The sequence below is a fragment of the Nitrosarchaeum sp. genome (assembly GCF_025699065.1).
In the GTDB taxonomy this organism is placed as follows: Archaea; Thermoproteota; Nitrososphaeria; order Nitrososphaerales; family Nitrosopumilaceae; genus Nitrosarchaeum.
In genome coordinates this window covers 59,719-73,069 of record NZ_JAILWF010000003.1, presented here as the reverse complement: position 1 = coordinate 73,069, position 13,351 = coordinate 59,719, and the positions used below count along the sequence as shown (strand labels likewise).

Here is a 13,351-nt window from a genome sequence, read left to right as displayed (position 1 = left end):
ATATGTAACTAACCTGTAGGATTCATCAGTAGTGCGCGTTCTTTAATTTTTGCATCATATGTAGCAACTATGGTTTCTCCAGATTGTGCATCACATGAACCAATGTTTATTGCAAAGTTATCCATGGTTTCAACGATACATCCATTTTCAGTATTTGCAATTACTCTAACTCTTTCAGTAATCTCGTCAGGTGACACATACCATGTAAGATAAACAAGCAGACCAGACCCTATCGATATTATCAGAATAAACACTTGAATTGTAGTTTTGTTGTTTTTTATAAAATCAGACATTGTTTGCAATCTACTAGATCACTAAATTATATGTCTCTGTTGTTTGATAGTTCTACCATTAATTGGAATTAAAAAATCAATAATAAGAGAAAGTATCTGCAAATCTGTCTTTTAGTACATCAACATTAGATGGTTTTATTGTTTCAATTACTTGTAAAGTTTTTTCGTAATTTTCTAATTCATATTTTAAAGGAAATCCATAAATTTTTCTTATCAATTTTTCTCCAAGCAACATTTTCATAGTAACTGAAGTTGTACTAGGACTTTTTTCAACTGCATCACGTATTTGACTAAAGGTTGCAATTTTAACATCTAAAAGAAAAAGCAGAATTTTTTGACATGTTTCTTTTCTAAAAAAAATTAGAAGATTATCATTATCAGTATTCACAATAGAAGAAAATATCCAAATCTTACGTTTTCCATGCTTTATCCTAATGTGTCCTTCATTTTCCAATCTTTTCAAATGATGACTAAGAACTCCGTTAGCATAACCTGTATGTTTTTGAATATCGACAAACCCCACGCCTGGATTTGATTCCACTATTTGCAGAATAGTTTTTCTTTTGAGTGATTTTATCATCATATCAATCTCTCTTAAAAATCCCTATAGAAAAAAAGGTCAACATCATAAGTATCAGCAAATGGGTAATTACAGAGTCAATACTTGAATAAGATGCCCAAAACAAAAATATGATATTTAGTGCAGATAATGTTTCAGCTATTGTTATAGTTGCAAATGCAAAAAACACTAACAACAATCTTTTTGTTTTGTATTCTAGATATGTCATCACTCCTATAACAGAAAGAAAAGAACCAAGTGAGATGCTGGCTAGGTGAATCCCTGTATGAACTCCATGACCATGAAGAAAATGAGGCAAAAAGACAGGTATGCTAATTGCCATAAGCACGCCAGTAATTAAAATAAGAATATTGAATTTTTGTTTATTATTAAGAGTAGTTTTTTGCACGATATTAGATAATTTTTCACCTACTAAAAATGATTGGTAGAACTATCAAACAAGATTAGCATTAATTAATGGATAATGAGATGAATTACTCAACATGAATTTGTGTAAAGGAATATGCTCACATTTTAAATCAAGACATATGAATGGAAGTTCTAGATACGGAAATGGACAAAAAAGATGTACTCAATGCTCGATTTTTATAATTTCACAAGATTTACGATGTCCATGTTGTCAGACAAAGCTTCGTTTAAGATCTAGATCAAATAATCAAAAAAATCAAGATATAGAATGTTTAGCTAGATATTAACAGATTCTTGATAACTAAAATTGGTAGAACTATCAAACATAATTAGAAGTTATAACTAGGCAATACTAGTTTGATTTGTGAAAAAGTATCTATATTTTGTAGCAGGAACAGTTTTTTTGATTGCTACCCTATTTGTCATTATTGTTTTTAATGAATTACCTGAAGAGGCTATTTCACAAACAACAGAAACAAATGTGATGCCAGAATTAACTGGAACTCCTGCGGACAATTACAGTCCTAATGAAAGGTTGCAACATTGCGGAAGTTCAGATGCAAAAACAAATCAATATATCAAAGAGTTTGAAATTCCCACGCCTTGTTCTCAGCCTCTTTCTATAATTTCTGATGCTGAAGGCAAAATTTGGTTTACTCAGACAAATACTGGTAAAGTTGCAAAGTTTGATCCTGAATCAAAATTATTTACAGAGTATCACAATGATCAATGGTCATTAAATAGTGCATCAATGATGTGGGGGATAGCATATACAGAAGATAATGAAATTTGGTTTACTGATGAAAAAAACGAATCATTGTGGAAATTTTCAATCTCTGAAGAAAAATATTCAAAGTTCCAAATTCCCGCAAAAACAAAAAAATCATTTCCACAGAAAATTGGACTGTATAATGACAATTTTGTGATTAATGATTTTACAGGAAGCCAAATTGTTATCTTAAATCATGAAAAATTAGATGAAGGTAAATTTACTAACGCTACTATTTCAATTCCTGAAGGATTCTTTACAAGTCAAGCAGTTATTGATGATAAAGGAAACATTTGGTTTGTAATGTGGAAATATCAAAAAGAGGTAATTCTTGTTAAAACAAATTCCATCACACAAGAAGTGGAACAGCATACTCTTCCAGATTCAATTCAAGCACCAAATGGTGTTTCTGTTGGATCATTAGGGAATATTTGGATTGCAGATACTGCAGGAAGTTCATTTTACAAATTCAGTCCAGACACTAAAAAAGTGTTAGAGTATACCACTTCAAAGCCGTCCATTTTGACTTATGGTAATGCTTCAGGATTGATTAAAACTCCAATTACTCGCCCATATTGGAATGCATTTGATTCAGAAGGTAACTTGTGGTTTAATCAGCAGACAGGAAATAGATTGGCAGTGTTTAATCCAAATTCTGAATCATTAATTGAATATGACATCCCATCAAAGAATCCCACTTGGTCAGATTGTGGAGAGCTAACTGATTGTGGGATATCCCAAAGTTTTGGATTTACCTTTAAAGATAAACAAGTATGGTTTACAGAATGGGTAGAAAACAATATCGGAGTCTTAGATACCTCAGTGAAAATTCCAATCTCACTTGAAACAGAAAAAGGGGAGATTGTCATCAAACAAGGAGAACAACAAGAAATTTTGGTGACTGTAACACCTCAAACAAGCCAAAGTATGAACGTAGTTTTATTTGGAAACTCAAATTCTGAACTGATTAAAATTAATACAAAATTAGAACCGACACACATTTCAGAACAAGCAATGCAAATACCTGTAACTATTTTTGTTGACGAAAATGCCCACCAAGGAAGCTACAAGATTTTACTAGGAACCCAAATTCCAGATGTATCAGTATCCACTTATGTTACAATCAAAGTTATCTGATTTTTATATGAAATTAAGGATGTTAATTGACTGATTCAAATTTAGAAAAACAACTCAGCGTTGATTTTGTCAGCATGATTTCATTATTAATATTTGAGTTTGTCAATGGTATTAAAAATGAATAAACAAAATACAGTAGGCATTATTGCAATTTTAATTATAATTGGGACAGTGGGGTATTCACTTCTAAATGTATATGCTTTAGACCAACTGGAACTTGGTGGAAGGGATAATCTTTTTAGATTTTTTTCATTTAATACAATAGATGGAAAAATCAACGTATGTAATAATTCTTTTTTTCCAGCAAATTTTAATGAATTAGATATAGCAATATATTTTGAGGAAAAACTTTTAGGAACATACATAATTAATTCTGCAAGTATTAGCCCGTACTCAGTACTTGAATCAAATGGAAAATATGTCTCAGATTCAATGGAATATTCTCAAACCCTATTCATGCATTTTGATCACCTATTTAGCGAAAGTGATACTACGATTAGGATTGATCCAAGAAAAATGAATGTGGTAACACATTTTCAAACAACAATCATTGGAATTCCATATTCAGTATCAGAGAAATATACTGCATTCGATTTTTGGAACATGTTAAATGATGGAGAAAATACAACATGTTAGTCACAATTACTACCATTGTCTTTTTTAGGATTGCATATTTCACAATCTAGTAAGCATGTATCCTCAGAACAATACCCACAAAATTGTTTTTTCTTTGATTCCAAACTATTTTCTCTAAAGTAGTTATAGCATAGAAACTTTCATCCATTTCTGTAGTAAAATGGGCAATAATTCAAGAAATATTTTCACTTCAATTCTATTATTTTTTCTAGCTGGTCTCTGTGAAATTGGCGGGGGGTATCTAGTCTGGCTTTGGTTACGTGAAGACTTTAGCTGGATGTTAGGTGCAGTTGGTGGTTTTGTATTGTTTTTGTATGGAATTGTTCCAACATTTCAGAAAACTCATTTTCATAGAGTCTATGCAGCTTATGGAGGAGTCTTTATTGTAATGTCTGTATTCTGGGGATGGTTAATTGACGGCATAAATCCTGACAACTATGACATTATTGGAACTGTTATTGCAGTGATTGGCGTCTTGATAATTTTCTACTACCCAAGAAAAGGAGAAAAGGTTTGGTCGAAGTAATCTTTTCTACTTTGGGATTATTTTTGTTTGCATCGTTATTGGAAATTGGTGGAGGTTATCTTATATGGAAAGTATTGCGAGATCACAAGGGAAAGATATTTGGGTTGGTTGGAGCATTGATTTTGTTTTCATATGGAATTGTCATGACAATGCAACCTGCAAATTTTGGTAAAGTCTATGCAACATACGGTGGAATTTTTGTCGTATCATCAATAGTTTGGGGTTATTGGATTGATAAGAAAAAGCCAGATAGGTTTGAGATAATAGGTTCGATAATTGTTCTTGTAGGAGTTGCAGTAATATTTTATTTTCCCAGATAGACATCTACCATATCATTTTACATTCGCTGTAAAAGATTAGTAATTAATTCAATCAAAGTCCCTTGTTAGTGCCAATTATCTCATACTGTGTTATATCGTAAGAAAGTTTGTAAACTTCCTGATACCCTTCAGATGAAAATCCGCTTATGTATAGTATTTTGCTTGGTGAATCAAAGGCAATACTGGTAATTGTAAGATCAATGTTTGGCAAGTCTTCCCAAGTCACTCCAAGATCATTTGAACGAACTAATCCAAACGTGTTTACTGAAGCAAATAAAATTCCATCATCATCAAAATTCATAGCATATATGGCTAATCCCTGATATGCAATGTTTGCCCAAGTATTACCACCGTCATCTGACTTGAATATTCCATTTCCTGTTCCTGCAAATATTGTTTGAGAATCAGTTGGAGAAATTGTCAATGCAGAGATGTATTCTGGATATTCTAAAGTTTTCCAAGTCTTTCCAGCATCAATGGTTTTGAATAGCCCTCTTCCACCACTGTCAAAACCTAAAATCAAGTTTGGATCACTCTTGCTTAATGTCATTGCATGAAAATCAACAGGAGGTTCTAAAATTTTGGCAACAGATTGCCAAGTTATCCCACCATCAACACTTTTGATTAATCCAGTGTTTCCACCAGTTGATGGATGTCCACTAGCATATAGAGGAGAATCTTTGTCATGTGGGGCATTAAATGCCATGTAATCTGCTCTTAATTTGTCTACTTTTACTGGCGGTGCACCGTTTCTGCTCTGGTAAAAATCCCCATGCGTTGCAATATACAAAATACTAGAATCGATAGGATCGACACCTAATCCATGAACATGGCGCCATTCTACTATTCTTGTATTAGTTGTTGTGTCTGCTGGCACAGATTTTTCATCATTTGAATTAAAGCTAAAAACAATTGCAATTCCAATTAGGACAATGCCCGTAATGATAAGAAATTTCGTTGCAGTTTTATTTTTCAAAGTATTATCGCTAATTATGTTTTGAATCTAGGGTATAAAAAACAAGTACTTTACATGTGTAAAATATGTAATCCTAAAAAGATAGAAGATTTCATGGTTGTGGTTAAAAAATAACCTATCACATCAGTTCGAAAGCAATTAAAGTTAGATAGATTAAACTATAATCAGATATTTCTAATTATCAAAGACGTCTAAAAATATTGTTACAAGATCCCTATTCATAAAAGTAATTAGACAGAATAATCGACGTAGAGAGTGGCAGATGGATTTCCAGAAGCAGAAGTATTTGAAATAAAAAAAGTAGAACTAAACAGTCCGATAATATTTGCAGGATTTGTTGGAGCAGGTCTGGTAGGATCACTTTCAATCAGCCACATCATCGAAGAATTAAAGATGGAAGAAATTGGATTGATGAGATCAAAATATCTTCCACCATCAACTGTTTTTATGAAAGGAAGACTGCGTCATCCTTTTAGATTTTATGCAAATAAAGATGGAACAATATGTGCAATAATTTGTGAAATAACATTAAGAATGGAGGGATTGTATTCGTTGGTTTCAGCTATTTTAGATTGGTCAGAAAAAAAAGGATCAAAAGAAATTGTAATTCTTGATGGAATTCCAAGTGAAGAACATGATGATAAAGCATATTGTGCAGCAAAAGAAGATTTGGTAAGAATGATGGCAGATAAAGATATCAGCATGATCCCACAAGGATTCATTACTGGAATTCCAGGAGGAATTTTAAACGAATGTATTGTAAGAAAAATTCAAGGAGTGGCATTACTTGCAAAAGCAAATAAAACATCACCGGATCCTATAGCGGCATCTACATTGATAGAAGCATTAAACAGATTCTACGATATGAAAATAGACACTAGTAGTTTGGAGAAAGAAAAAGAGAGAATTCATTCTGAATTTAACGAATTATCTCAAAAATATGTCAAGCATAGAGAAGAATTTTCTGGAATGTACATGTAAGCCATATGGCAGGCAAATTCTTTTATTCACAGCAAATACGCATGAAACTATGGGTTTAACCTACAAAGATGCAGGCGTGGATATTACCAAAATTAAACAAAGTCAGGCAGCAATAGGCAGACTGATTGAATCCACACACAAACTCCAAAAAATGGCAAAGATAACACATGGTTTTGGACATTATGCAGGAATTGTAGAGATTCCAGGAGGACAATTACTAGCTACACATACAGACGGCGTAGGGACAAAGGTAGTAATTGCAAATATGATGAAAAAATACAACACTATAGGAATTGATTGTGTTGCAATGAATGTAAATGACATAATATGTATCGGTGCAACTCCAGTTTCATTTGTAGATTATATTGCTGCAAACAAAAATGATCAGATAATCTTTAAAAAAATTGTAGAAGGATTAGTTAATGGGGCAAAGAAGTCAGCATTACCAATTGTAGGAGGAGAGACAGCAATAATGCCGGATGTTCTTACAGGAAAAGAATTCTCATTTGATTTAGCAGGAATGGTAGTAGGTCTTGTTTCAAAAAAAGATATTGTGTTGGGTAACAAAATAAAACCAGGAGATGTAATTATTGGAGCAAACAGTAGTGGCATCCATTCAAATGGATACTCACTTGCAAGAAAAGCTCTGCTATCAAAATATTCTGTAAAAGACAAAGTGAAGGGAGTTGGAGCCATAGGGGACGCATTATTGACGCCAACAGAAATTTATGTAAAACCTGTTTTAGAAAGCATTCAAAAATGCAAGATTAACGGATTAGCTCATATCACAGGAGGAGCATTTACAAAACTAATGAGACTCAAAAAAATAGGATACAATATAGACAGTTTACCAAAAATACCTCCAATAATGGGATTAATCGAAGAGCAAGGAGTAAAACCAGAAGAGATGTACAAGACATTTAACATGGGTATAGGGTTTTGCATCATATCTCCAAAAGATCAAGTATCAAGAATAAAATCAATTTTTAAAAAATATAAAATTGCAACTCAAGAAATAGGAGAAATAGTATCCAAAAAAGGAGTTTTTGTGAATTCATCAAAAATCACATAATTAGACAAATACGAAATAATTTTCAACCAAATATCGCCTTATATTAGCAATATATCAACAAAAATAGAGAACAGATGGCAGCAGAAGCACATTTTATTGAAACGATCATAGGAGTAGGAATCCTACTCTTTGCCGCAAAAATAATGGCGGAGTTGTTTCTTAGGCTTAAACTTCCTATTGTATTAGGAGAATTAATAGCAGGAATGGTAATTGGCCCATTTGCACTCGGAGCATACATTGTTGGGTCTGGTGGAGTATCACTAGTCAACATCAACAACGAGATAAAAATTCTAGGAGAGATCGGAGCAATAGTAATTTTGTTTATGGCTGGACTTGAGATGACTCCAAAGGAATTCCTAAAAGGCGGAAAAGCGTCGTTTACAGTTGGAACATTAGGAGTGGTAGTTCCATTTGCGGTAGGACTGATAGTGTTTCAGATGTTTGGTTTTGATGCGTTGCAATCAATGCTTATTGCAACAGCACTTACAGCAACAAGTATCGCAATTTCAGTTCAAGTATTAAGCGAATTTGGAAAACTCAAATCAACAGAAGCACGTCTAATTATCGGAGCAGCAGTAGTTGATGACATTTTAGCTATAGCAGTACTGTCAGTGGTAATATCAATTGCAAATGGTCCTGGGGGAGTAGATAGTATTGATATTTCAGATGTAACAATAAAAATTTTGCAAGTGTTAGGGTTCTTTGCAGCAATGCTCATAGCAGCTGTTTGGATTATGCCAAAAGTCATCACACCAAGATTATGGAAAGCTAAAGGAAGTGTAGAAGGAATTGCAACAGCATCATTTTTTGGAGCAGCTGCACTTGCAGGATCCATAGGACTGTCACCAATAGTAGGAGCATTTGCAGTAGGTATGGCATTATCAACTACCAAGGTATTTGAAAAAGTCGAGAACTATGCACATCAAATAGGATTAATCTTTGCACCATTATTCTTTGCAATAATTGGTGCGCAAGTTGATTTTAGACAGGTAAACGCAGAGATATTGTATCTCAGTGGAATAGTTATTGCAATAGCGATTGCGACAAAATTACTAGGATGTGGACTTCCAGCAATGATGTTTTTGAAAAGCAAATCAAAAGGAATGAAAGTTGGAATAGGTATGATATCAAGAGGAGAAGTAGGTTTGATTGTGGCAGGAGTAGGAGTAGCATCAGGAATTTTAACATCAAGTGTGTATTCTACCATCGTGATTATGGTAGCAGTAACTACAATCATAACACCAGTCTGGTTAAAGATAGAATATAAAAAAGAACAGAGACAAGAAGGAGCAGAACCACAAGCAAATAATCTGCCATAAATAAACAGAGTAAAAGAATGAATTTTCAGACAAAATTAGACATCTAACGTCCCAAGATTATTTAACGAATTTATGTTCAATTAGATATGATTTCAAATATGAATAAACTAGATGTGTTATTTTCAACTGCGTGTACTGAAATAACACAGAACCTTTTGACAATTAAAGAACCAACTAAAAAACAAGTAAAGGCAGAAATTAAAAAAATATGTGCAAAATACGCACTAGAAAGAATTCCAAGAAATCATGAAATTCTTTCAACTGTAAAAGATGCTGATTTTTTTAAATTACAAAAAGTGCTGTTAAAGAAACCAATCAAAACGGCATCTGGAGTATCAGTAATTGCATTGATGCCAAAACCTTATGCATGCCCTCATGGAAGATGTACATATTGTCCAGGCGGAATAGAATTCAATTCGCCAAATAGCTACACTGGAAAAGAGCCATCAACACTTAACGCAATACAAAATGAATATGATCCTAAACTACAGATAATATCAAAAATTGAAAAATTAATTGCTTTTGGACATGATCCATCTAAAATGGAAATAGTAATTGTAGGAGGCACATTTTTGTTCATGCCAAAAGACTATCAAGAAAATTTTATCAAATCTTGCTATGATGCATTAAATGGAATTGATTCAAAAAATTTGGAAGAAGCTAAATTAAACAATGAACATGCAAAAATAAGAAACGTTGGATTTACAATTGAAACAAAACCAGACTATTGCAAGCAAAAACATGTTGATGCGATGTTATATTACGGGATTACTAGAATAGAGATAGGAGTTCAATCACTACAAGACAGAGTATACCAAATTGTTAACAGAGGGCATAATTACAATGATGTTACAGAGTCATTTCAAATTTCTAAAGATGCAGGATATAAAATTGTAGCACATATGATGCCCGGACTTCCTACAATGACACCAGAAGGAGATATTGCAGATTTTAAAAAATTGTTTGAAGACCCAGAACTTAGACCAGACATGTTGAAAATTTACCCATCACTAGTAATTGAAAATACACCACTCTATGAGGAATACAAACGAGGAAAATACGCGCCATATTCGGATCATGATATGATCAAAGTTTTAACCGAAGTAAAGAAAAATGTTCCAAAATGGGTCAGAATAATGAGAGTTCAAAGAGAGATATCACCAAATGAGATCATAGCAGGCCCAAAATCAGGAAATCTCAGACAGATAGTACAACAAAATCTAAACAAACAAGGTATTTCATGCAAATGCATTAGATGTAGAGAGGCAGGTTTGTCAAACAAAAAAACTAGTGAACAAGATATTAAATTAAACAGAATTAATTACGATTCATCGGGAGGAAAAGAAGTATTTTTGTCATATGAAGATTCAAATGAATCAATTTATGGATTTTTAAGATTAAGAAAACCAAGTAACCTTGCACATAGAAAAGAAATTGAAGATAATTCTTGCATTGTAAGAGAATTACACGTTTATGGTAAATCATTGAAGCTTGGTGAAAAAGGAGAAAATGAGATTCAGCATTCAGGATTGGGGAAAAATTTAATGAAAGAGGCTGAAAAAATTTCCAAAGAAGAATTTGATGCTACAAAACTACTAGTAATTAGCGCTGTAGGAACAAGAGAATATTATCAGAAAATAGGGTATTCGTTATATGGGCCATACATGACAAAATCGTTGAATAAAGAATAGACATGTCAGAACAAGAAATTTTCGGCAAGGGAACTTGGATAGATAAATTAGCTCATGAGTTACTAGAGCGAGAAAAAACTCTTGGTAGAAGTTTAGAACTATTAAGAGTTGAAAGCGGACTTGGTGCTTCAGGAGTTCCACATATAGGAAGTTTAGGAGATGCAGTTAGGGCATATGGAGTAAAACTTGCATTAGAAAATTATGGATTCAAATCAGAATTAATTGCATATTCAGATGATCTAGACGGATTGAGAAAAATTCCGGAAGGATTTCCAGATGATTTAGAAAAACACATTGCTAAACCAGTTTCGTTGATTCCAGACCCTTACGGTTGTCATGAGTCATATGGAATGCACATGAGCAGTATTCTTTTAGATGGACTGGACAAAATGGGAATTAAATATGAATTCAGAAGAGCAAAAGATACCTACAAAAATGGATTGCTAAAAGAACAAATTCATACAATTTTACAAAACAGCGCAAAGATAGGAGATAAAATTTCAGAATTGGTAGGACAAGAGAAATATCAGAAATTTTTACCATACTTTCCAGTATGTTCAAATTGTGACCGGCTTTACACGGCAGAAGCATTTGAGTATCTAGAAAATGAGAAGAAGGTGAGATACAAGTGTCATGACGCAGAAATTAGCTCAAAAACGATCAAAGGTTGTGGACACGATGGAGAAGCAGACATCACAAAAGATCTTGGCAAATTAGCATGGAAAGTAGAATTTGCAGCAAGATGGGCAGCATTTGATATTAGATTTGAAGCGTATGGAAAAGACATCATGGATTCAGTAAAAGTAAACGACTGGGTCTCAGATGAGATTTTAAATTTTCCACATCCGCATCATGTAAAATATGAAATGTTTTTGGATAAAGGCGGAAAAAAGATTTCAAAATCATTAGGAAATGTGGTTACAGGACAAAAATGGATGGAGTTTGGAAGTCCAAAATCAATATTGTTACTACTTTACAAAAGAATTACAGGGGCAAGAGAGTTAGGATTTGAAGACATACCATCATTGATGAACGAGTATAATGAATTAGAAGACATATTTTTTGGAAAAATCAAGGTTGACAATGAGGCCAAATTAATAAAATCAAAGGGGCTCTACGAATATGTAAATTTACTAAATCCTCCAAAACAACCAAGCATACATGTCAATTATAGATTATTAGTGGAATTGGCAAAAATGTTCAAAGAAAACAGAACGGAAATGGTAATGAAAAAACTATTAGATTACGGTGTGATCAAAAATTCTGATCCACAAATAGAAAAATTAATCGAATTAGCTGGAAATTTTGCAGATGAGTTTGATCAGCAAGAAAAAACACAAGTAGATATGGATGAATCAGCCAAAAAAGTTTTAAAATTATTAGTAGATGCACTCAATGCAGAAGAAGAACCAGAAGACATTCAAAATACAATATATCAAATTGCAAAATCAAACGGTGTTGAACCAAAAGACTTCTTTAGAATTTTGTATCAGATAATACTAGGCACATCAAGAGGACCTAAAATTGGACCACTCATAACAGATATCGGAAGAAAGAAAGTCGCAAAAACAATTTCAGAATATATCTAAAATGGTACACAGTGAGCACAATAAATCAAGAGGAGGTAGCAGTTTTGCTCTAATCATATTTGGGGCATTATTGTTATTTTTAGCACCAAACATTAATCCCGATAATCCAGAATTAGGAATGCTAGCATTGATTGGCGGTATAGTAATTGGTGGAATTGGGTTTTATCTCAAGTTTATTCGCACAAGAGCAAAAAACTAAAGAAAGGTTCATCTTTTGGAGATTTTTGTAGATTAACATGGGTCTTTTTGGAAAGAAAAAGGAGCAAGAAGAAAAAACATATGAAAAAAATGAAGAGAGTGTTCTAAAAGAATCACTTGAAACAGAAGTAGAAGGACTACAAATTGAATTTAGAACAAAACAAGAAGAGATTGGCAATATTACAAAAAAGCTACAAAGTGTAAAAGAAGAATACGATGAAGCAACTAGTAAATTAATGGAGATAAAGAGAGAATCAAATCAAAAAAAATTAGAACTTGATACAATATACTTGGAATACAAAAATATCAAAACAAAAATAAATGATTCAGAAGAAAAATTCAATAAAAATAAAAAAATTATTGAGGAAATAGACAGAGCAGAGATCAACCTTACAAAAAAGAATCAAGAACTTGAAAAGATCACAAAAGAGTATGAGGATATTAAAGAAAAAATTACTGAAGGGCAATCAGAATTACATGAAATACGTGCACAGCAGATTCAAGCACAAAAAGAGTTAGAAGAGATTACTTCAAGACTGTATAATGCAAAACATGATGTAAAAAATACACAGGAAAATATCGATGGTGAAACTGGAATTTTCACCTCTAAAGAAAAAGAATTCATTGAAGGAGAAATTACAGATAAAAAAGCAACTAAAGGCATAATCGAAGCTGCTAGTGCGGTGGTTGGAGGATTAAAATCAAAACTAAGTAAGGCAGAAAAAGAGTTAGAAACACTTCATGTTCTATTAGACAAAGAGCGCAGAGAACATGCTCAAACTAGAGAGGAACTTGAAAAACTAAAAGAAAAGACAGAGTCTAAAGAGTAAAGATAATTTCCAAATTTAACGCATAA

Annotated in this window: 15 protein-coding genes; 11 read left to right on the top strand and 4 right to left on the bottom strand. The window is 32.9% G+C overall.

Annotated features, from left to right (window positions below; all coding sequences use genetic code 11):
• Positions 1-8: 8 nt before the first annotated feature.
• From K5782_RS04210 to K5782_RS04200, 3 genes are all read right to left on the bottom strand, one after another.
• Positions 9-293, bottom strand: coding sequence for a hypothetical protein (locus K5782_RS04210; protein WP_297464220.1), 285 nt, complete (start codon positions 291-293; stop codon positions 9-11).
• 76 nt (positions 294-369) lie between these two features.
• Positions 370-873: a winged helix-turn-helix domain-containing protein gene (locus K5782_RS04205; RefSeq protein ID WP_297464218.1), complete on the bottom strand. Its 504-nt coding sequence runs from the start codon at positions 871-873 to the stop codon at positions 370-372.
• A gap of 4 nt (positions 874-877) precedes the next feature.
• Positions 878-1,261, bottom strand: coding sequence for a hypothetical protein (locus tag K5782_RS04200; RefSeq protein WP_297464217.1), 384 nt, complete (start codon positions 1,259-1,261; stop codon positions 878-880).
• Between the two features lie 384 nt (positions 1,262-1,645).
• On the opposite strand from K5782_RS04200, the gene K5782_RS04195 reads away from it, so the two are divergent.
• The 4 genes from K5782_RS04195 to K5782_RS04180 all read left to right on the top strand — a co-directional run bounded on the left by K5782_RS04195 (position 1,646) and on the right by K5782_RS04180 (position 4,669).
• Entirely contained in the window at positions 1,646-3,187 is a 1,542-nt protein-coding gene (locus K5782_RS04195; RefSeq protein ID WP_297464215.1) for an SMP-30/gluconolactonase/LRE family protein, read from the top strand.
• A 117-nt stretch (positions 3,188-3,304) separates the two neighbouring features.
• The gene (locus K5782_RS04190) at positions 3,305-3,823 is read left to right on the top strand and encodes a hypothetical protein (RefSeq protein ID WP_117439739.1); all 519 of its coding nucleotides are present in this window, start codon (positions 3,305-3,307) and stop codon (positions 3,821-3,823) included.
• A 160-nt stretch (positions 3,824-3,983) separates the two neighbouring features.
• On the top strand, positions 3,984-4,349 hold the full coding sequence (locus K5782_RS04185) for a YnfA family protein (RefSeq protein ID WP_297464211.1): 366 nt from the start codon (positions 3,984-3,986) through the stop codon (positions 4,347-4,349).
• Positions 4,337-4,669 carry a YnfA family protein gene (locus K5782_RS04180; RefSeq protein ID WP_297464209.1) on the top strand — a complete coding sequence of 111 codons (333 nt, stop codon included), beginning with the start codon at positions 4,337-4,339 and terminating at the stop codon, positions 4,667-4,669. Before K5782_RS04185 ends, K5782_RS04180 begins: the two co-directional genes overlap by 13 nt.
• 52 nt (positions 4,670-4,721) lie before the next feature.
• Here K5782_RS04180 and K5782_RS04175 read toward each other — a convergent pair whose 3' ends face one another.
• Positions 4,722-5,645 carry a hypothetical protein gene (locus K5782_RS04175; protein WP_297464207.1) on the bottom strand — a complete coding sequence of 308 codons (924 nt, stop codon included), beginning with the start codon at positions 5,643-5,645 and terminating at the stop codon, positions 4,722-4,724.
• Positions 5,646-5,900: 255 nt separating this feature from the next.
• Here K5782_RS04175 and K5782_RS04170 point away from each other — a divergent pair, with 255 nt between their 5' ends.
• The 7 genes from K5782_RS04170 (at position 5,901) to K5782_RS04140 (ending at position 13,325) form a co-directional block, all read left to right on the top strand.
• A complete protein-coding gene (locus K5782_RS04170; RefSeq protein WP_297464205.1) occupies positions 5,901-6,626 on the top strand; it encodes a PAC2 family protein in 726 nt (241 codons plus the stop codon).
• A 49-nt stretch (positions 6,627-6,675) separates the two neighbouring features.
• Positions 6,676-7,698, top strand: coding sequence for a phosphoribosylformylglycinamidine cyclo-ligase (gene purM / locus K5782_RS04165; RefSeq protein WP_297464203.1), 1,023 nt, complete (start codon positions 6,676-6,678; stop codon positions 7,696-7,698).
• Between the two features lie 74 nt (positions 7,699-7,772).
• Positions 7,773-9,017, top strand: a complete 1,245-nt coding sequence (locus tag K5782_RS04160) for a cation:proton antiporter (protein WP_297464201.1) — start codon at positions 7,773-7,775, stop codon at positions 9,015-9,017.
• 98 nt (positions 9,018-9,115) lie between these two features.
• A complete protein-coding gene (locus K5782_RS04155) occupies positions 9,116-10,708 on the top strand; it encodes a tRNA uridine(34) 5-carboxymethylaminomethyl modification radical SAM/GNAT enzyme Elp3 (RefSeq protein ID WP_297464200.1) in 1,593 nt (530 codons plus the stop codon).
• A gap of 2 nt (positions 10,709-10,710) precedes the next feature.
• The gene (lysS, locus tag K5782_RS04150) at positions 10,711-12,297 is read left to right on the top strand and encodes a lysine--tRNA ligase (RefSeq protein ID WP_297464198.1); all 1,587 of its coding nucleotides are present in this window, start codon (positions 10,711-10,713) and stop codon (positions 12,295-12,297) included.
• A 1-nt stretch (position 12,298) separates the two neighbouring features.
• Entirely contained in the window at positions 12,299-12,496 is a 198-nt protein-coding gene (locus tag K5782_RS04145) for a hypothetical protein (RefSeq protein ID WP_007550048.1), read from the top strand.
• Between the two features lie 37 nt (positions 12,497-12,533).
• The gene (locus K5782_RS04140; protein WP_297464195.1) at positions 12,534-13,325 is read left to right on the top strand and encodes a DNA repair protein; all 792 of its coding nucleotides are present in this window, start codon (positions 12,534-12,536) and stop codon (positions 13,323-13,325) included.
• Positions 13,326-13,351 lie beyond the last annotated feature (26 nt).